At 37.9% G+C, this 19,508-nt stretch carries 17 protein-coding genes; 6 read left to right on the plus strand and 11 right to left on the minus strand.

The features are described 5' to 3' along the window. The first annotated feature begins 31 nt into the window (after positions 1-31). From ACYQ0E_RS00955 to ACYQ0E_RS00970, 4 genes are all read left to right on the plus strand, one after another. The gene (locus ACYQ0E_RS00955) at positions 32-1,744 is read left to right on the plus strand and encodes a methyl-accepting chemotaxis protein (RefSeq protein ID WP_460186392.1); all 1,713 of its coding nucleotides are present in this window, start codon (positions 32-34) and stop codon (positions 1,742-1,744) included. 238 nt (positions 1,745-1,982) lie between these two features. Next, on the plus strand, positions 1,983-3,239 hold the full coding sequence (locus ACYQ0E_RS00960) for a sensor histidine kinase (RefSeq protein ID WP_460186393.1): 1,257 nt from the start codon (positions 1,983-1,985) through the stop codon (positions 3,237-3,239). Next, a complete protein-coding gene (locus ACYQ0E_RS00965) occupies positions 3,236-3,790 on the plus strand; it encodes a response regulator transcription factor (protein WP_460186394.1) in 555 nt (184 codons plus the stop codon). The genes ACYQ0E_RS00960 and ACYQ0E_RS00965 overlap by 4 nt, the downstream gene beginning before the upstream one ends. A 108-nt stretch (positions 3,791-3,898) precedes the next feature. Then, positions 3,899-4,762 carry a copper chaperone PCu(A)C gene (locus tag ACYQ0E_RS00970; RefSeq protein ID WP_460186395.1) on the plus strand — a complete coding sequence of 288 codons (864 nt, stop codon included), beginning with the start codon at positions 3,899-3,901 and terminating at the stop codon, positions 4,760-4,762. A 68-nt stretch (positions 4,763-4,830) separates the two neighbouring features. On the opposite strand, the gene ACYQ0E_RS00975 is transcribed toward ACYQ0E_RS00970, so the two are convergent. From ACYQ0E_RS00975 to gmk, 11 genes are all read right to left on the minus strand, one after another. Beyond that, complete coding sequence (locus ACYQ0E_RS00975) at positions 4,831-7,038, minus strand: TonB-dependent receptor (RefSeq protein WP_460186396.1); 2,208 nt, start codon at positions 7,036-7,038, stop codon at positions 4,831-4,833. 190 nt (positions 7,039-7,228) lie between these two features. Next, complete coding sequence (locus tag ACYQ0E_RS00980; RefSeq protein ID WP_460186397.1) at positions 7,229-8,089, minus strand: HvfC family RiPP maturation protein; 861 nt, start codon at positions 8,087-8,089, stop codon at positions 7,229-7,231. Continuing rightward, positions 8,086-8,931, minus strand: coding sequence for an HvfB family MNIO-type RiPP peptide maturase (locus tag ACYQ0E_RS00985; RefSeq protein ID WP_460186398.1), 846 nt, complete (start codon positions 8,929-8,931; stop codon positions 8,086-8,088). Before ACYQ0E_RS00985 ends, ACYQ0E_RS00980 begins: the two co-directional genes overlap by 4 nt. Positions 8,932-9,353: 422 nt before the next feature. Beyond that, the gene (locus tag ACYQ0E_RS00990; protein WP_460186399.1) at positions 9,354-9,740 is read right to left on the minus strand and encodes a RidA family protein; all 387 of its coding nucleotides are present in this window, start codon (positions 9,738-9,740) and stop codon (positions 9,354-9,356) included. A gap of 105 nt (positions 9,741-9,845) precedes the next feature. Then, positions 9,846-11,987, minus strand: a complete 2,142-nt coding sequence (locus ACYQ0E_RS00995; protein ID WP_460186400.1) for a RelA/SpoT family protein — start codon at positions 11,985-11,987, stop codon at positions 9,846-9,848. Between the two features lie 52 nt (positions 11,988-12,039). Then, positions 12,040-12,264 carry a DNA-directed RNA polymerase subunit omega gene (gene rpoZ / locus ACYQ0E_RS01000; protein ID WP_460186401.1) on the minus strand — a complete coding sequence of 75 codons (225 nt, stop codon included), beginning with the start codon at positions 12,262-12,264 and terminating at the stop codon, positions 12,040-12,042. A gap of 151 nt (positions 12,265-12,415) precedes the next feature. Then, positions 12,416-13,636: a 3-deoxy-D-manno-octulosonic acid transferase gene (locus ACYQ0E_RS01005; RefSeq protein WP_460186402.1), complete on the minus strand. Its 1,221-nt coding sequence runs from the start codon at positions 13,634-13,636 to the stop codon at positions 12,416-12,418. A gap of 43 nt (positions 13,637-13,679) precedes the next feature. Next, on the minus strand, positions 13,680-14,426 hold the full coding sequence (kdsB, locus tag ACYQ0E_RS01010; protein ID WP_460186403.1) for a 3-deoxy-manno-octulosonate cytidylyltransferase: 747 nt from the start codon (positions 14,424-14,426) through the stop codon (positions 13,680-13,682). Between the two features lie 154 nt (positions 14,427-14,580). Further along, positions 14,581-15,666: an iron-containing alcohol dehydrogenase family protein gene (locus tag ACYQ0E_RS01015; RefSeq protein ID WP_460186404.1), complete on the minus strand. Its 1,086-nt coding sequence runs from the start codon at positions 15,664-15,666 to the stop codon at positions 14,581-14,583. A 36-nt stretch (positions 15,667-15,702) separates the two neighbouring features. Further along, the gene (locus ACYQ0E_RS01020; RefSeq protein ID WP_460186405.1) at positions 15,703-16,890 is read right to left on the minus strand and encodes a DegT/DnrJ/EryC1/StrS family aminotransferase; all 1,188 of its coding nucleotides are present in this window, start codon (positions 16,888-16,890) and stop codon (positions 15,703-15,705) included. Positions 16,891-16,954: 64 nt separating this feature from the next. Further along, positions 16,955-17,572: a guanylate kinase gene (gene gmk, locus ACYQ0E_RS01025; RefSeq protein ID WP_460186406.1), complete on the minus strand. Its 618-nt coding sequence runs from the start codon at positions 17,570-17,572 to the stop codon at positions 16,955-16,957. Between the two features lie 229 nt (positions 17,573-17,801). Here gmk and aroK point away from each other — a divergent pair, with 229 nt between their 5' ends. Together aroK and aroB are read left to right on the plus strand one after the other, a co-directional pair. Continuing rightward, the gene (aroK, locus tag ACYQ0E_RS01030; RefSeq protein ID WP_460186407.1) at positions 17,802-18,350 is read left to right on the plus strand and encodes a shikimate kinase AroK; all 549 of its coding nucleotides are present in this window, start codon (positions 17,802-17,804) and stop codon (positions 18,348-18,350) included. A gap of 38 nt (positions 18,351-18,388) precedes the next feature. Continuing rightward, the gene (gene aroB, locus ACYQ0E_RS01035; RefSeq protein ID WP_460186408.1) at positions 18,389-19,471 is read left to right on the plus strand and encodes a 3-dehydroquinate synthase; all 1,083 of its coding nucleotides are present in this window, start codon (positions 18,389-18,391) and stop codon (positions 19,469-19,471) included. Positions 19,472-19,508 lie beyond the last annotated feature (37 nt).

Genomic DNA, 19,508 nt, shown 5'->3' on the forward strand with positions numbered 1-19,508 from the left:
TTGGTTAAGACCATTAAAGAGGTAAATAGGTATGTTTTGTAGACGTTATCAAAACGAGGTTAAGTCCTTACAGCTCAAGTTAACAGATCAAAGCTCTTTCTTAATTGCATTAGATAAAACAGCAGCGATTATTGAATTTGATCTAAATGGAACAATATTAAGCGCTAATGATAATTTCTTAAATACGATGGGATATGCCTTAGAAGAAATCGTTTCTCAACATCATAAGATTTTTGTAGATAGTAAAGAGATAAATTTAGCCGAATATAAACAATTCTGGTCTAACCTTAATGCTGGTATTCCTTGCTCCGGTCGTTTTTATAGACATAAGAAAAACGGTGAGGGAGTCTGGTTAGAGGCTAGCTATAATCCGGTATTAGACGAAAATGGTAAACCGATAAAAGTGGTAAAGTTTGCCACAGATATCACAAATAAAGTCTCTGAAGAGCTAGATGCAAAAGCACAAATTGCCGCAATCAATAATGTTATGGCCGTAATTGAATTTAAGCCTGATGGAACAATTTTAAACGCTAATGACAATTTTTTAAAAACAATGGGTTATTCTCTTTCTGAAATTAAAGGGCAACATCATAAAATGTTTGCTAATTCAGATTATGCAGCCAGTAAAGAATATAAAGCTTTTTGGTCATCTTTATCAGCAGGACAAGCTTTTACTGGAACTTATTGTCGTTTAGGAAAAAACAATAAGCGTGTTTGGTTAGAAGCCAGCTATAACCCGATTATGGATGCAAAAGGCAACGTAGTAAAAGTGATTAAGTATGCAACCGATATTGGTTCAAACTCAAATGCGCAATTATTAAATAAGGTTGTAGAAGATGTTGCAAATACGATTTCGGCCATTGCTCAAGGTGATTTGGCGGTTAAGTTGATGTCACATTCAAATAAAGACAAGCCTACATTGTATGATGAAGATGTTCAGACATTAAGCCATGCAATTGAAAATATGGTAGCGAAGTTAAAAGAGGTCATTAGTGTTGCTTCAGAAGCAGCGAGTATTGTTAAAGATTCAGCTGAAGAAATATCAAATGATGCGATTAGTTTGAATGACCGTGTTCATGAACAAGTTAAAGAATTACAGCACACATCAAACACGATGGATGAAATGAATAGTGCTGTACAAGAGACGTCTAGTCATACTCAAAAAGCAAACCAAGTCGCTGAAGAGGTTCAAAATAAGGCCAATCAAGGTGTTGAGGTTATGCAGCAAACCATTAATGCAATGTCGAGCATTCAAGAATCAAGTGAAAAGGTAGCTGATATTGTTGCGCTTATTGATGGTATTGCATTTCAAACCAATTTACTGGCACTTAATGCCGCAGTAGAGGCAGCTCGTGCTGGCGAACAAGGGCGGGGATTTGCGGTTGTTGCTGGTGAGGTACGATCTTTGGCGCAAAAATCAGCGGAAGCGGCTAAGGATATTAAAATATTAATTGATGAAACGGTATCTCGTGTGAACCAAGGTTCAACAATGGCCAGTGAGTCTGGGTTAGTTTTATCAAGTATAAATGAATCGATTTCTGAAGTTACCAAAATGATTTCTCATATTGCCGATGCTTCACAAAACCAGGCCCAAGGGATCAATGAGGTACATAATTCTATACGCCATTTAGAATCATCAACACATGCAAATGCCAAAATGGTTGAAAATACCACCGCAAATGCAAGAAATCTTAATGAGCAATCAGAAATTTTAAGTGATGATATTGCTTACTTTAAGCTTTAGAGTAGCAACCAATCATTTTGCTTAGCCTTTGAGTCTGTAAATAATAAGGTTGAGCTATTGTTCTCTTGCAAATAAAATAATGGTGACTCATCCAATTATTTAGTATTCGTGCCGTCTTTAAGTATGACAACATGATTACAATTTATTTCTCTCAGTAGAATAGAGTGCCTGTGGTTTTTACAATGGGTCACTATTTGTTAAAAAGACATTATCTGTGCAATTTCTCCCGAGCTCTATCTTGACTAAGCAAATACCTGAATTACACTACTTTTTAGCTATGTTATTAAGTTTAATAGTGTTATGGAGCGGTATTTTAACTTGGTTTTCATTGCATTTAGAGATGCATTTTGATCACCTCATGGTGCTATTCTGGGTTGTCTTGTTAAGTGTTACTTTTGCTGTTGTAGTGATTTTTAAATGGCCATTTAAATTTATGGCGCATAAAACGCAAACGGCTTGGTTTCTTTTGCTTTCTTGGACACTTATTATGAATGCTGGTCTGCTCTACGAAACGGGCGGTACGATTAATCCATTAATTCATCTATTGTTATTACCACTTGTTTTGGCCATGTGGGTTCTGTCTTCTAAAGCCTTTATTGGATTGGCCATATTAACATCAGTTTTATACTTTATTCTCAGTCAGTTTTATGTACCGTTGATGTCTATGAAAGTAGCGAGTTTACCTGCTTTTTTTGCATGGTATTTACATGGTTCTATGTGGGTTTTTATGCTCATAGTTATTATGTTAGCGGTGTGGATTTTACCGCTTAAACAACGTCTAGAAAAACAAAAACAAGCCTTAAACCAACAATATCAACGTGCCTTGCAAAATGAATATATGCTGTCTGTTACCAGTATGGCATCGGCTTCTGTGCATTACCTAAGTACCCCTTTAAATAGTTTGATGTTATTACATGAACTGCTAGAAAAAGAAGTCGTTACGGCGAATGGCAAGGAATATCTTCATTCCGCTAATACACAGTTGAACCGTTGTATAGAAGAATTGCATAGTTTACGGGCAAAAGCAGAAGAAGCGACGACACCCAATAAACACGGCTTAATATTAGAAGATTTAGTTAATCAACTGTATAAAGAATTTGCCTTACTTCATCCCAAAAGTAAGTTAGATATTGATTTTGTTGTGCCAAAGGGCAAAGTTATGGGTGATGTCAGTATAAAACTTGCCCTATTAAATTTACTTGATAATGCCGCGCGTTATAGCCCTGATTGCGTGAGATTAAGAATAGAACATTCTGGAAAGTTTTGGCATTTTTTTATTGAAGACCAAGGGGGCGGTTTATCTGATAGTGATTTAAATCATCTTGGTGAAGGTTTGGTTGAAGACTATCACGGTATTGGTATGGGCGTGTTTTTAAGCCGAATGATGATTGAACGTTTTCACGGCAAACTAAAATTTGAAAATATTATGATTGAAGATAAAAAAGGGCTAAGAGTGTGTATTGAATTACCCATGCTAAAAGAGGTTCAGATATGAATTCTAAAGCAAATCAGATTTATACCGTTTTGCTTGTAGATGACGACGATGTATTTTTGAGTATTCTTACCCGAACTTTAGAATTAGAAAATTGGCGGGTAATTACCGCTACAGAAGCAGAACAAGCATTAATCAAATTACAACAGCACCGTTTTGATTACGCTATTTTAGATTTAAATTTAGATGGCGAAAGCGGTTTAAATCTTATGCAACAACTACTTGCTCAACAGCCGCATTGTGACGTGCTTATTTTAACGGGATATGCCAGCGTGGCAACGGCCGTAGAAGCCATGCGTTTAGGTGCTAGAGATTATTTATGCAAGCCAGCAACGGCTCAACAAATTATGAGCATTTTTAATGATGTAAAAGATTCTGTTCCAGAAGTAGAATCAGAAGAGTTTCAACCTATGTCTGTTAAGCGCTTAGAGTGGGAGCATATTCAAAAAACATTACTAGAACATGATGGCAATATCAGTCTAACGGCTGAAGCTTTAAATATGCATCGCCGTACCTTGCAACGAAAACTCCAAAAACGCCCTGTTGAAAAATAATATTTTATCTAAAAACCATTCTCAAATAAGTAAATAATTTTATTTCCGTTTAAAATATCCTTTGATAATTGTATCTGTTTCATTTTAAAAAATACAAAGGATGATTTTATGAAAAGACGTATCTTTATGAGTTGGGGATTCGCTGCGGGCTTAATCTTCTCTGGTCAAGTTTTTGCCGCTTCAGTAGCCGATAGCATAGAGGTTTCTGACCCTTATGTTCGTATGGTTCCGCCAACCGCACCAGCAACAGCGGCATTTATGGAATTAAAGAATACCAGTGGTAAAGACCACGCTTTGGTTTCAGCTAAGGCCTATATTAATAAAACCACTGAGTTGCATAACCATATTCACGACAATGGCGTGATGCGTATGCGACAAGTGCAAAAAATTGATTTGCCTGCAGGCCAATCAACCGCATTAAAACCTGGTGGTTTTCATATTATGTTGATTGGTTTAGACGCGCCAGTTCAAAAAGATCAAAACATTAAAATTGATTTAACGTTTGATGACGGTTCTACAAAAACGATTGAAGCCAAAGGTCGTCCATTAATGCCAATGAAAGGTATGAAAATGGGCATGATGGGTAAACAACTTACAAATGGTAGAAACACCAATCCAATGCAATTAGTTATGCATGCTAATCCAGCATTTCCTAACTTAACCGGCATTGCGATTAAAAATGCCCAAGAACTAGGTTTGAGTGAAGAGCAAGTCAGCAATCTTAAAGCTTGGACTAGCAAGCATGGTGATGAGATGAAACGTCTGTTTCAAGCGGTTAATTTAGCTGAAAAAGCATTAATTCAAGATGCATTAGCAGGCCTGCCAAAATCAGAGTTAATGACTAAGTTTCAAAAAACCTTAGATATGCGTAAAACTATTGCAGAAACTAGAATTGATTGTCGTGACAATATGAAAAAAGTGCTTACTGTAAAGCAATTTGATAAGTTAGCGTCAATTTATCCAATGATGTAACTCATAAATTAGAGGTATAAAAAAAGCCCTTGACGGGCTTTTTTTAGTTTGAGAATTAAAGATTTAGATTAAAACTGCATATTAAAGCCAGCATAAACCGTTCTGCCTGCTCCTGCTACGGCTAATAGCGGAATGCCACCAATTGACATAGTGCTGCCTTCTCCGGTGTAAGCTCCACCAGTTGGTAGATCATAGGCTTGGTTGAATAGGTTATCGATACCAAAATCGATACGCAGGTTTTTTAAGTTATAGCTGGTTTTAATATTGACTAAGCTATAACCTGCTGTTTTTAATTCATTGCGGTTTTCAGAAACCTCGGTTTTATCGCTTACTAATATCAATTCAACACTGTTGTTCCAACGATTCAGCTGTTGCATTACACCAATGGTCGCATTAAGGGGCATGATGTTATACAGATTATCATCGGTTTCTAAATTAGTACCACGAGCATAATTAATTTTGGTTTTGGCAGACCAATTACCAAAGCTATTTTTAGCCAGTTGGGTATTAGCCGCGATATCTAAACCATAAATGCGGGCACTTTCATTAACGTATTTATAAACACCAAAATCCCCATAACTTTTCACTAATTGAGCATCAATATAATCTTCAATATGGCTAAAGTAGGGCATCACTTGAATGCTCCAATCTTTTTGATTCGCCGCATGCCAATCTAAAGTGGTACTCAAAGTATAAGCTGTTTCAGGTTTTAAGTTGATGTCGCCCACATAACCGTTTCCATCACCCACAAAGTTATTCATGATGGCCGCCATGCTCCATGTTGACCAGGTATAACGTTCATACAAAGTTGGTGAGCGGACTTGACGAGCCACGCCCATCTCCATATCAAAAGTGTTGCTGGCTTTATAGCTAGCTAATGCCGTTAGGTTTAAGTTGTTATCGGAAACTGAACGGTTTGAAGCGTTAAAGGCATTTGACTCATCTAACTCATTAGTTTTTACTGTACCGCCACCCATCATCGGAGGTTTTGTGAAAGTATTAGCATCATGGTAGCCTTGCGCCTCATCAGCGTTCATATTAACCAATTCATAACGTGCTCCTAAACGAGTTTTCCATTTAGGGTTAACGTCTTTAATCCACTCTGCAAAAATTGCATTACGATCACGTGTACCATTATTGACATTCCAAAAGGTATTTGGTTGCATGCCTGGTGCTGCTGGATTGGCAACCCAGTAGTCGTCCAATGTGTATTGTTGAAGTTCGATACCAATATTCATGTCGTTTGAATCATTTAGAGGGATTAATGCTGAAACTTTAATGCCTTTAGTTTCACTTTCGGTATCCATAGGCATTTGCATTGATGTTTTATAATCCATAAATGCCATTTTATGGTCGACCTCTTCTGTATAAGCTTGCAGTTTTAGGTCACCCCAGCTCATCGCTTGATCATATGAAAGATTTAGCTTAGTGCTGTCATTGCCTGTCATATCCATACGTTGGTTAGGGTACTGCTGATAAGGCATCTCTTGTTTTGTGACGGTGGCTTGAAAAAGATTATTATCACCTTTATAAGCAAAACCCAAACTATGATTAATTGTTTCAAAAGCTGTACCTGCGACTTCATCTAAATCTGTAGAGTCGCCAACGTTTGTGCCAGAAGTAAACTCAGTACCTTTATCAACAGCTGTCGTTGTAAAGTCTTTAAAGTCATCAGCCGCATAGTAATTATTCGATACTGCTTTTGAACCTTTATAAGTCAAACTAAATTTATCATTTGCGGTTGTGACAGAAACATCACCACCCTTAGCATCACCATTATTACGGTAATAAGCACCTATCTCACCCTTGGTTACTACTTCTGAAGTGGGGGCAAAATAAGGTTTATCTGTCTTCACTAAAATACTACCACCAATGCTGTCGCCACCCACACTTGCAGGCGTAATGCTTGGATAAATTTCAACGGTATCTAACTGTGAAGGCGAAACATACGATAAAGGTGTATTCATATGATTTGGACAAGAGGCCAGTAAAGGCATTCCGTTTAATTCAACATTTAAGCGATGGTCAGCAATTCCTCGAATTACTGGAAAGGCAGAAACGGCTCCTGCTTGATTAACAGATACACTGGGTGATTGAGTAAGAATATTGACTACATCACTGGTGGCGCTAACGTTAGATTCAATTGTTTTTTTAGAAATCTGTTGTTGATTCATTTCTTCAGGAGAATCGACAACTTGTATTTGAGGAAGCGTGTCGGCATAAATGGTCGGCGACATTAAGGCGGCAATAATAGAGACTAGGATTTTTTTCTTCATTTTGGTTTCTTTAAGCTGAGTTAATAATTTAATGCGTAATTATTAAGTAAATAGTGCATAAAGAAAATGTGGCAAATTGTCGCACAAAATAGGCTTATGGGTATATAGATTTTGTTTAACTTGTTAACAGCAATAATGAACAAATATTATTGTTGTTAAAAGCTTTACAACAGAAGTTAATTTACTGAGATTACAGTGGCAGGATTAACTGTTTTTTAAGGAATTCATTAGCCGTTTGCAGGCCAAAAGTTTCACATTCGTTAACGGTTAAACCAGAGGCCGTTGCCAAGGTATGTAGTTGTTCTTGTAAAGTTTGTGCTGCACTTGTTTCGTTATTGTTTTCTTGCAAGCTAACCAAAAGGTGATAGAGCAAGGGGGTTAATTGCATAAAATCAATGCGGTCTTCTGCCGAGCGAGATACTAATAAACAAGTAGGTGATTCGGGTGGTGTATTAGGTTGAAACTCTAGGCAAATTTTATCGACAGGCCATTGATAAACTACTGGCCAAGCCAAAGGAGATAATTGATAGGCCTGGGTTAAGTCTGCTTGTATATCACTAATATTAGGCGTTAATTCAGCTTCATCAATGCTTAATGCCAGCTCAACCCATTCGTAATGCGCGAGTTCTAAGATAAAAGGTGGTAAACGATTTAGTGGAGCTTTATCACTGTGTAAATAGGTTAAAAATTCTTGGCCAAGTTCGTGAAATAATGGCGTGCGAGAATGGTGATGGCGCATAAAATCACGAATGAGTTCAGACCAGGTTTGGTAATTATTTTGAGGTTTTTCCTCGCTTAAAATATCATGAATAACAGGAAATAAATTGGCGTAAAACCCAGAGATATTATTAAAGAAGAGTTCTTGATAAACTTTTAATCGTCTTGCCTCAATCGGTAAAACATCTTGTTGTGTAAAGTCAGGCTTATAAGGTACATTTTCAGGATCACGGATATGAGCTGTAAGCGCTTGTTGTAATAACTGAAATTGCGGAGTTTCAGTTATTTCGGGAATTTGATTTATTTTATTTGCTTGAGAAATATCCGTTGTCATGCCGTTGCTCCTATTTGAAATTGAGCTTGCTGACGAATATTAATTTCATTCATTTCTTCTAATAATTCGCTTAATGGCGGAATATTAAAATCACGTTCTAACAATGTAGGATGTACGCCATGTTTTTGATAGGTATGCTCTAATAAAGACCAAACTTCAGCATTAACCGCTTCGCCATGGGTATCAATTTTTAAATCACTCGCTTCGTCATAATGCCCTGCCATATGCAAATACAAAATACGTTCACTAGGCATAGCGTCAATAAAATCAACAGGATCATAACCATGATTAACGCTATTCACATAGGTGTTGTTCACATCAAGTAGTAAGGCACAATCCGCTTCGGTTATAACGGCGTTTACAAAATCAGCCTCACTCATTTGTGAAGATGGCAAAGCGTAAAAAGAGATGTTTTCAACCCCAATAGGGCGTTCTAGAATATCTTGAGCGATGCGAATGCGCTGTGCAACATATTTAACGGCTTCTTCTGTGAAAGGAATGGGCATTAAGTCATAAAGATGCCCTTGGTCACCGCAGTAACTTAAATGTTCAGTGTAATGAATAACATTATGCTGTTTAAAAAAGGTTTTAAGGCTTTTAATGTAGTCTAAATCTAAGGCGTGCGGACCGCCTAAATCTAGCGATAAACCGTGACACACTAATGGGTAGCGATCACTGATTTTTGTTAATTCACGACGCCATTTACCACCTAGGTTTACCCAGTTTTCAGGAGCGATTTCAAAAAAATCAACTGCCAAATCTGGCCCATCAATCACTTCTTGTATAAAGTCACGGCGTAAGCCTAAACCAGAACCTGTTAGTGTGTTGGGTGCTGTAAACATAATCACTCCTGTAAAACCGTTTGGGTATTTGTATGGCCCGCAAGGGTTTTGTTACGAACTTTATTGTCTTTTTTGATTCTTATATTACGTTTTAAAGCCAAGTTTAGTTGCGTTGGTTATAAATGTATTAAGTAAAACGCAACGTAATAATTAAAGACTGTTCCAGTTTAAAACGATTTGCTATTGTTATAAACCGTATTAAGACTTATTTCTTTCAGAAATTAAGTGATAACTCGGTGAAAAGGCAAATAACGACAACGCTTTTTTAATTTACCAGGCCTGGTAAAAACATAATTAAAGAAAAGAAAATGAGTGAATGAATGGAATATTGAACTGTTATAGCCAAACTATAAAAGGGTAAATAAAAGATATAGCGTATAAAAAAGCCCTCGTAGAGAGGGCTTATTAGCGTTGAGTTGTACTTAATATGAAGAAAGAGCCATGACTCCTTCCATTTCAACGTCGGTGTTTTTAGGTAATTGCTTAACAGCAACCGCTGCACGAGCTGGATATGGTTGTTGAAAGTATTGTGCCATAATTTCATTAACGGTTGCGAAGTGTGCCATATCCGTTAAAAAGATATTCAATTTTGCTATATCTTGTAAAGAACCACCTGCAGCTTCGCAAACGGCACTTAAGTTTTTAAACACTTGATGAATGCGTTCTGAAATATCACCTTCTTTTAATTCCATGGTTTCTGGAACTAAGGCGATTTGCCCTGAAAGATAAACGGTATTGCCAATACGAACGGCTTGAGAATAGGTTCCGATAGCTTGAGGAGCATTTTCGGTAGCAATGACTTGACGCATAGTGATTCCTTATTTCATGTATGAATGAAGCTTTTTATAAAAAACTGATTCATTGAGTTTTATTTAGGCTTCAAAAAATGGCATTTATTTTAAATGCACAGAAGTCTAGAGTCTTTGAATTTTTTCAACAATAGAAAGATGTTTTAAGCGTTTTAACACTTGAGCAAGATGCACTCTGTCTCGCACGTTAACAACAAAGTGCATTAAACTATAAGATTCATCTTTGTCTTCTGAACGTACACGTTCAATATCGGTATTGGTTTTGGCAATTTCATTTGCAATAGTGGCAAGGGTGCCGCGTTGATTCATTGCTTCAATTTGTATTTCAGCAAAAAAGGTCGCTTCCGAATCTTGATCCCATTGAACGTCTAAGCATTTTTCTGGCTGATTGCGAATATTTTTAATGTTATGGCAGGTTTCTCTATGAATAACCAAACCTTTTTCCGTACTAACAAAACCAACGATTTCATCGCCTGGAATTGGGTGGCAACAGTTAGCAAAATGCACCACCATACCTTCTGTACCAGAAATAGGTAATGCGGCATCTGGATTGGCATTTTTAGGACCAATTTCATCATCTGCACCCAGTACAATGTCATGAATTTGTTTGGCAACTAATGGTGCCATGCGGTTACCCGTACCCAATTCACTTAACAGCTGTTCCCAATCATTGAGTTTTAATTCTTCAATCAAATGGGTTCGATTATCATCGGTTAACCCGTCGTAAGACATATTAAAATGGCGGAGCGACTTGGTAAGCATTCTTTGACCAAGATTAATCGCTTCGCCAGTTTGTTGGTTTTTCATAAAGTGGCGAATTTGAGAACGCGCTTTAGCCGTTTTAACAAAGTTTAACCACGCCGGATTTGGTTCTGCATCCGCACCTTTAATAATGTGGATGGTTTTACCACTTTCTAATGGGGTTCTAAGAGGGACAAGTTTTTTGTCTATACGACAACCCAAGGTACTGTGGCCAATATTACTGTGTACTGCATAGGCAAAGTCAACAGGCGTTGAACCGGTCGGTAGAGTGATAATGTCCCCTTTAGGTGTAAATACGTAAATGACATCTGGGAAGAGATCAATTTTCACGTTTTCTAAAAAGTCTAAAGAGTTACCAGCACTTTGTTGAATTTCTAATAGGTTCTTAACCCACTCTTGAGCGCGTAAATCTACATTTGAAAAAGAGTTGTCTTGTTCCGTATGGTTTTGTTTATATTGCCAGTGTGCTGCTATACCGTGTTCGGACACTTCGTGCATGGTTTCTGTACGAATTTGTACTTCTAAATGCACACCATAAGGGCCAAACAAACCAGTATGCAATGACTGGTAGCCGTTTGATTTTGGGATGGCTATATAATCTTTAAACTTGCCTGGTAAAGGTTTATATAACGAATGAACGGTACCTAAAGTTCGATAACATTCATCGGCCGTATCAACCAAAATGCGAAACGCAAAAATATCTAAAATATCATTAAAATTTTGGCGTTTGCTTTTCATCTTTTTATAAAGGCTATAAAGATGTTTTTCTCGACCAACAACATCGCTATGAATGTTTTCTTGGTTTAAGCGGTTGTGAATGGTTTCGCTAATTTGCTCAACCACTTCTTTACGATTACCACGTGCTTTTTTTACGGCACTTTCTAATACGGCAAAACGTAGAGGGTGCATGGCTTTAAAACCAAGATCTTCAAGTTCAATACGCACCGCATTAATCCCTAGTCGACCAGCGATTGGGGCATAAATGTCTAAGGTTTCGTGGGCAATTCGACGTTGTTTATCTGGGCGCATTACGCCTAAAGTGCGCATATTGTGAAGTCGGTCGGCGAGTTTAATTAAGATAACGCGAATATCACGCGCCATAGCCAAAATCATTTTACGAAAGTTTTCGGCTTGAGCTTCTTGCGGGTTATCAAATTCAAGTTTACCTAGTTTGGTAACACCATCCACAATTTCAGCTACACTTTCGCCAAAACGTTCTACGATGTCTTCTTTGGTATAGGGCGTGTCTTCAACTACATCATGCAAAATAGCGGCAATTAAACTTTCTTTATCAAGTTGAATTTCTGCCAATATTTCAGCAACGGCAACAGGGTGCCAGATATAGTCACCACCCGATTTTCGAGTTTGACCTTGGTGTGCAAGAGCTCCAAATTCATAGGCTGATTGTATAAGCTCTACCTGCTCTGGAGTGAGGTAGGCAGACGCTTTTTTAATAAGACCATCAATTGAAATTGGAGTTGGCATAGGGGGAGTTGAACCTTTTAGCTAAAAATAAAATTCTATATAAAAAGGTTGTTTAGTTAAAGAATGGAGGAGTATCTGGATCCGCCATAACCACTTTACCGTCAATGGTATTTTCCGCTAATTCACGTAATGCCATAACGGTTGGTTTGTCTTTATCCCAATCCAAAGTTGCTTCAGCACCGTTAGCTAATTGACGAGCACGTTTAGAGCTTAAAATAACTAATTCAAAACGGTTTTCTACTTGAGTTAAACAATCTTCTACTGTGACGCGAGCCATAATCTGTAATCCTATACGGTAAATTTCAAAGGTAAGGAGTTATTTTAACCTAAATAACGCTGGTTTAGCTATGTAAATCTATAATATTTGCAGGGTTTTAGCCAAAAAAAGGCTAAAAAATAAGGTGTAAGATAATTTTTAAGTAAAAATCTTATCTTATATTTAGCGTTGTTAAGTATTTTTGCAGTGTATTTTTTTGTTTTTGTAAGGCCTGGTAAGCATGATCACCAAGTTGTTGAGCTTGTTTTGGATGGGTTAATAAAATGCGTAAATCTGATTCTAATTCTGCATAATTATTATTTTGAATAATGCCTTTATGCTCTTTAAGTAGACTCATTTCATCTTCAAAGTCACAGCTATCAGGTCCAGTAATAATGGCTTTTTTAAAAGCAGCGGGCTCTAAAATATTATGCCCCCCTTTTGGAGTGTAACTGCCTCCCATAATAACGATTTTTGCATGTGCATATAACGGTAATAAGCGGCCTATTCGGTCATCAAGATACACCAAAGTATTATCGTTGGGTTGTTGATTTTTGCTTGCAACAGCGAGTTTGTTTCCTAAAAACTCAAGTTGTTTTTGAATTTTAGCACTGCGCTTAGGGTGGCGAGGTACGATAACTAAAAGTTCAGGTCGGTTCATTTTTAACCAAGTTTCTGTAATGTTTAGTTCTTCATCCTTATGTGTAGAGGCCGCTAATATAAAGCTTCTATTAAGCGGATTAACTTGGTTTTGCATCTCGGGTTGGGCTGCATATTTTAAGTTGCCGAGTACTTCAATTTTATGTGGTTCTGCACCGAGTTTTACAAACATTTTGGCATCTTGTTGCGAGCGAGCAATGACCTTGTCAATACGACGTAAACTATTACGATAAGCGGCTTGTAGCCAACGTGGTGTTTTAAATGTTTTAGGTGTTAGACGACCGTTGATAATGGTGATTTCTATGTGTTTTTTATTGGCAACTCTAAATAAATTTGGCCAAATTTCTGTTTCAATAATCCAAAGTCGGCTAGGTTTGTAAGTGTTAACAAATCTTTTTAGAGCAAAAGGCCAATCAAAAGGAAGGTAGCAGAAAAAAACTTCATCGGTAAATAGCTCTTTTACAAGGTTTGCACTGGTTTTGGTGTTGGTGGTGAGCAAGATATTGTGTTGGTGAATCAAGTGACGAATCAATGGTTCAGCCGCCTTTACTTCACCTACTGAAGCGCAGTGTATCCAGATGGGTTTCTGTAGAGTTTTTGGCGGAGTATTATAGTGCAAGCCTAGTTTTTGAGAGATAAACGCCCAGCCGGCTTTGTTTTTAATGGCCTCAATAATCACAATCAGCCAAATAAATGGGCTGAGTACGCGAATTAATATTTGATAAATAGGCATTAAAATAACTCGTTTATGTTGATTTTACCAGGCCTGGTAAAAATTAGTGGCCAGCTTGAAGAAGGGCTTCCATAATGGCTATATCTCCGGGTAAATCTACTTCTGGAGAGTCAAATTGGCTTTGAACAACTTTAATTTTATGGCCATACTCTAAGGCTCTAAGTTGCTCAAGCTTTTCAATATCTTCAAGCTTACCCATTGGCAACTCGTTAAAGATATCTACAAACCTTTTTGTATAAGCGTACACACCTAAATGCTTAAAGCTATCATGATCCCAATAATCACGACCATGCGGAATGGTGGCACGAGAAAAGTACAGTGCAAAATCATTGACATCAGTCACTAATTTTACATCTTTAGGGTTGGTGATTTCAGCTTCATTAATGATTTTGAAGGACAGAGTGCTCATTTCAAAGCTTTTGTCGTAATCTTTTGCTAAGAACGGCGCAATAACGTCTTCAATAGATTGGTGATGTACCAGCGGTTGGTCACCTTGTACATTTACAATTAAATCATCTTCTTTTAACTCTAAAGCATTGGCAGCAGCAGAAATTCTATCGGTGCCAGATGCCGCTTCAATTGGGGTCATAATCACTTTACCACCAAAGGCTTCAACCACATTTTTAATGCGTTCATCATCCGTTGCAATATAAACGCCTGCCAAGCCTTTTGCCTTAGAGACACGTTCATACACATGCTGAATCATGGGTTTGCCATCAATCAGTTTTAAAGGCTTACCAGGTAAACGAGAAGAACCGTAACGAGCAGGAATAAAAACATAAGTGTTCATAGTAGAAGGCTTTTTAGGTAGGTTAACATTTTGAGGTTTAATGGATTTTGGAAGTCAATTTTTGAGATTTGGCTAGGCGTTGATGAGGGAGTTGAGTATTACTCAATAACCGATTCAACAACAACGCCAAAACCAAAAAGTGGCGAACCAAAATTTACATTTTAGAATATAAAGAGCGTAATAACTCTGGTGTGACTTTCTCTTTCCAGCTTGGGCCATAAACATTTTCCCAAAGCGGTGCTAAACCAGAGGCGGTACGAATCATTTTGTCCATCTCTTCCTCAGTAAGGTTTTTGGTAATGCCTGTTGGTAAAGTGATATTGTGTTTTGCCATCATTTCACGGAAAACTTTTACGCCTTCTGGATAAAAATCGTCCAGTACATTAAAGACAATACAGTTACCAATACCGTGGTGATAGCCCATAACATAAGCTAATCCATAAGATAAAGCGTGGCATGCACCCACTTGGCTATAGGCAATACTTTGTCCACCCATATAAGAGGCCATCATAAGTTTTTCATCTGAATCAGGGTGATCTTGTAAAAAGATTTCGTAACAAAGGTCTAATGATTTTTCGCCAAATGCACGAGCAAATTCGTTGATATAGGTTCCGTTTAAGGCTTCGATATTATGAATATAACAATCCATACCTGTATAGAACCACTGATCTTTTGGAACGCCTTGAATTAAATCAGGGTCCATAATGATTTGGTCGTAAACGGTAAAGTCAGAGTTCATGCCTAATTTTTTGTCAGGGCCTGTTAATACGGTAGTTCTTGATGCTTCCGCACCCGTACCAGAAATGGTTGGAATACCAATGTGATGTACGGCTGGATTTTTAATTAAGTCCCAACCTTGGTAAGAGGCAGAGCCGCCTTCATTGGTTAACATTAAGGCAACCGCTTTACCTAAATCTAAAGATGAACCACCACCAAGACCAATTACGCTGACAGGATTGCGACCATCAATGTTTGCTTTTGAGTATTCTTGCACTTCAATGGTTAAAGCATCTACATAGGTGGTTTTTGGCTCGTCGGTAACATCTAACCAAATAATCATATCTTTACCCGTTGCAGGAATACGTTCTGCTAAGGGCTTATTTTTATGTACTTCATCTACTAGGAAGACCACAAAATCGTCTGTGCTTTTACGTTCTTCGGCAAGTACATCGTCAAGTTGGTCAAATGATCCGCGACCAAAAATCATCTTGGGCACGGTTTTAAAATTACGGTATTTCATAATATTGGTTTCCTAGTAGGCTGCAATAAAGCTAACTTATTTTTTAAATACGTTTGAGAATGCGTTAATTCTGAACTGAATGTCTTCCTCTGTCCAGGATAATTGAATTAACATAGAAATTGTACGGCTCATAATATCATCAGATTTTGGCGTTTTTACTTGCGTGTAATCTGGACGATCGGCAATTAAATCAATTGGCAATTTGGCTGAACTTTTCATTTCATGAATGTGTTTCCAGTTTTTAAGATAGTGCCAGTTATTGGCATACCAATAAAATACAGCGGGTACTTTTTGTTCACCCAGTGCTGCCACAACTTCTTTTGCGCGTTCTTCTGTGGGCATAATAATGCTTAAAAAGCCTGCGTTATCGCCTGATTCATCGGTAATAACTCGAAAATCAACTTCTGGATATTGTTTAAGAGCGTCTTTTAATGCTTTTTTGTTACGGCGTTGGATATCTAAGATACGGTCTAGTTTTTTCCATTGCGCAACGCCTACCGCCGCATTCATTTCAGAAATTCGGAAGTTGCTTCCCATAATAGGGTGGCTTTCTGCACCACGGTCCATACCAATATGGTCATGGCCGTGATCAGAGAGCATGTGTGCGTTGTTATAGATAGTGTCATCATTGGTTAAAACGGCTCCGCCTTCTCCACAAGAGATGGTTTTTACAGAATCAAATGAATAAGTACCTACTTGACCAATGGTGCCAAGTGCTTGACCTTTATAGGTTGCGCCAGTCGCTTGGCAAGCATCTTCTAGAAGCACTAAGTTGTGTTTATCACACAGTGCTTTAATTTTATCCATGTGCCCACCATAACCGCACATGTGTACAAAGTTAACCGCTTTAGTTTTTGGGGTAATTACCGCTTCAATGCCTTCGGCAGAAAGGGTTAAGGTTTCATCAATTTCAGCAAAAATAGGCACAGCACCGGCTAAAACAATGGCTTCAATACTGGCAACAAAAGTAAAAGGCGGCACAATGACCTCGTCGCCAGCACCAATGCCCGCAGCCGCTAAAGCCGTTGTTAAGGCCGTTGTACCACTTGAAACTAAATGAGCATGTTTAACCTTAATGGTTTCACAAATCATGCCTTCTAATTCACGCGCTTTCCAAACGTCATTTCGCATACCGTCAAAGTTGTAACGAAAGGTAAACCCTTTGTCCATGACTTCATTGACTTGTTGTTTTTCGGATTCATCAAAAATCTCAAAACCTGGCATTACATACTCCTAAAAATGGGTAAAACGTTTAAATATAGTTAATTAAGCTGGCTGAATGTGTTTTTTATTCTGTTTCAAGTAAAGCGGAAATCATGTTTTTATGTAACGCAATTTGTTTATCATTTCGCAAGCGATTAGCGGTAAAAATACTTTGTAGTTTGTTTAAAGCAATTTCAAAGTTATTGTTTATCACAATGTAGTCAAATTCAGCATAATGCGACATTTCACTTACCGCGTCTTGCATGCGGCGTTCAATAATTTCCGCGCTATCTGTTCCGCGATTAGTTAAACGTTTGCGTAGCTCTTCACGTGATGGTGGCAAGATAAAGATTGAAATCGCATCTGGCATGAGTTTTCTAACTTGTTGAGCGCCTTGCCAATCAATTTCTAAAATGACATCTCTGCGTGCTTCTAATTGGGTTTCAACAGAACTTTTTGATGTGCCATAGAAGTTATCAAACACTTTTGCATGTTCTAAAAAATCGCCTTGTGCAATTTTTTCGTTAAACTCTTCAACGGTTGAAAAATGGTAGTTTACACCGTCTTCTTCGCCAGGACGTTTGTCACGTGTAGTGGTTGAAACAGAAACCACAATGCGGCTATCTTGTTCAATTAATTTGCTAACAAGAGATGTTTTGCCAGCACCTGAAGGGGCTGAAACAATATACAGTAAACCGCTCATAAGAACTTCTCCGGTATTTATAAATATGAAGTAGTCGCGTATTTTAACAGAGAATTAAATTGCTTTGGGCTGTCTATTCTATGCTTGTATTTTATTTATTTTTTAAATAAAAGGGTTACTAAAATATTAAGGTAAGCCTTGCCACGCTTTGTTAGTGGCTCTAAAACCAAGAAGAAAGTAAAAAATATAAATTTTTATGCGATTAGCGTGTATAAGTCACGGTAAATTTTTGAAATCTATTTATAATGATTGTATGCATAAAGAAAGTATATTTTTAGTCGGCCCTATGGGGGCTGGAAAGTCTACAGTAGGTAAGTTATTGGCAGAAAAACTGCATTACCGTTTTGTAGACAGCGATCATGAGATTGAAGCCCGAACAGGCGCAACAATTCCGATGATTTTTGATATCGAAGGTGAGCACGGTTTTAGATTACGCGAAGCCGCCGTGGTTGATGAATTGTCTGCACGTGATGAGGTTGTGTTAGCGACAGGTGGTGGTGTTGTTGAAACAGAAGTAAATCGTCAGCATTTACGTTCTCGTGGTTTTGTTGTCTATTTAAAATCGCCTGTTGAATCGTTAATTCAGCGAACCAAGCATGATCGCAATCGCCCATTATTACAAACCAAAAACCCCGCTCAAGTATTACGTGATTTAATGAAACGCCGTGAACCGTGGTATTTAGAAATGGCCGATTTGGTTATTGAAACTCAGCAAGTACCTGTACACCGAGTGGTAAAACAAATTATTGATTGTTTAGAATCTGAACAAATTGTTTAGATTGTCTATGATGAAGAAAATAAAGTAAGAGATATATCGTGAAAACATTAAAGGTTGAATTAGGGGATAGAAGTTATCCTATTTTTATTGGTCAAGGGTTAATGGGCAATGCCGAACTGGTTAAGCCTTTTGTAAAAGGCCAACAAGTTTTAATTGTTACCAATACAACGGTAGCACCACTCTATTTAGAGGCCTGTAAAAAAACATTTGCTGACTTTAATGTTCAATCGGTTGTTTTGCCTGATGGCGAAGAATATAAAAATTTAGAAACGCTTAATTTGGTATTTGATAAGTTAATCGGTGACCGTTTTGACCGTAGCTGCACGCTAATTGCTTTGGGCGGAGGTGTTATTGGCGATATGACAGGGTTTGCTGCAGCCGCTTTTCAGCGTGGCGTAAACTTTATTCAAATGCCGACAACTTTATTATCTCAAGTAGACTCTTCTGTTGGCGGTAAAACAGGCGTAAACCATCCTTTAGGTAAAAACATGATTGGCGCATTTCACCAGCCTGAATGTGTGGTGATTGATACCGAAACACTTAATACTTTAGAAGATCGTCAACTTTCTGCAGGCCTGGCAGAAGTGATTAAGTACGGTTTAATTCAAGATCCAGAGTTTTTTGAATGGTTAGAAAACAATCTTGAAAAACTGCTTAATAGAGAGCCAGAAGCCTTGTCTTATGCCATTGAACGCTCTTGCCAAGATAAAGCGGATATTGTCGCTAAAGATGAAAAAGAGGCTGGCTTACGTGCCTTATTTAACTTAGGCCATACGTTTGGTCATGCCATTGAAGCAGGTATGGGTTATGGCAATTGGTTGCATGGCGAGGGCGTTAGCGCAGGGTCTATGCAGGCCGTATATATGTCTAAATTATTAGGCAATCTGTCGCAAGTTGATGAAGATCGTATAAAAGCACTTTTTGAACGTGCCAAGCTACCAGTAGTACCACCGTCTGTTACTGAAATGAGTAATGAAAAATATTTAGGTTTAATGGCTGGCGATAAAAAAGTACAGGCGGGTACTGTTCGATTAGTATTGCTTAAAACCATTGGTAAAGCGTATGTAACAGGCGATTATCCTCAGGCTTTATTAGAGCAAACATTAACCGAATGGCGTTAAATTTAGAGCTTACAATTAAGTAAACCGTTTTCATGGA

The organism is Thiomicrorhabdus hydrogeniphila, from assembly GCF_054656895.1.

Bases quoted from the DNA above. Each gene is read 5' to 3' on its own strand.
- ACYQ0E_RS00955 (WP_460186392.1), top strand. From the start codon at position 32: ATGTTTTGTAGACGTTATCAAAACGAGGTTAAGTCCTTACAGCTCAAG.
- ACYQ0E_RS00965 (WP_460186394.1), top strand. From the start codon at position 3,236: ATGAATTCTAAAGCAAATCAGATTTATACCGTTTTGCTTGTAGATGAC.
- ACYQ0E_RS00970 (WP_460186395.1), top strand. From the start codon at position 3,899: ATGAAAAGACGTATCTTTATGAGTTGGGGATTCGCTGCGGGCTTAATC.
- ACYQ0E_RS00975 (WP_460186396.1), bottom strand. From the start codon at position 7,038: ATGAAGAAAAAAATCCTAGTCTCTATTATTGCCGCCTTAATGTCGCCG.
- ACYQ0E_RS00980 (WP_460186397.1), bottom strand. From the start codon at position 8,089: ATGACAACGGATATTTCTCAAGCAAATAAAATAAATCAAATTCCCGAA.
- ACYQ0E_RS00985 (WP_460186398.1), bottom strand. From the start codon at position 8,931: ATGTTTACAGCACCCAACACACTAACAGGTTCTGGTTTAGGCTTACGC.
- ACYQ0E_RS00990 (WP_460186399.1), bottom strand. From the start codon at position 9,740: ATGCGTCAAGTCATTGCTACCGAAAATGCTCCTCAAGCTATCGGAACC.
- ACYQ0E_RS00995 (WP_460186400.1), bottom strand. From the start codon at position 11,987: ATGCCAACTCCAATTTCAATTGATGGTCTTATTAAAAAAGCGTCTGCC.
- rpoZ (WP_460186401.1), bottom strand. From the start codon at position 12,264: ATGGCTCGCGTCACAGTAGAAGATTGTTTAACTCAAGTAGAAAACCGT.
- ACYQ0E_RS01005 (WP_460186402.1), bottom strand. From the start codon at position 13,636: ATGCCTATTTATCAAATATTAATTCGCGTACTCAGCCCATTTATTTGG.
- kdsB (WP_460186403.1), bottom strand. From the start codon at position 14,426: ATGAACACTTATGTTTTTATTCCTGCTCGTTACGGTTCTTCTCGTTTA.
- ACYQ0E_RS01015 (WP_460186404.1), bottom strand. From the start codon at position 15,666: ATGAAATACCGTAATTTTAAAACCGTGCCCAAGATGATTTTTGGTCGC.
- ACYQ0E_RS01020 (WP_460186405.1), bottom strand. From the start codon at position 16,890: ATGCCAGGTTTTGAGATTTTTGATGAATCCGAAAAACAACAAGTCAAT.
- gmk (WP_460186406.1), bottom strand. From the start codon at position 17,572: ATGAGCGGTTTACTGTATATTGTTTCAGCCCCTTCAGGTGCTGGCAAA.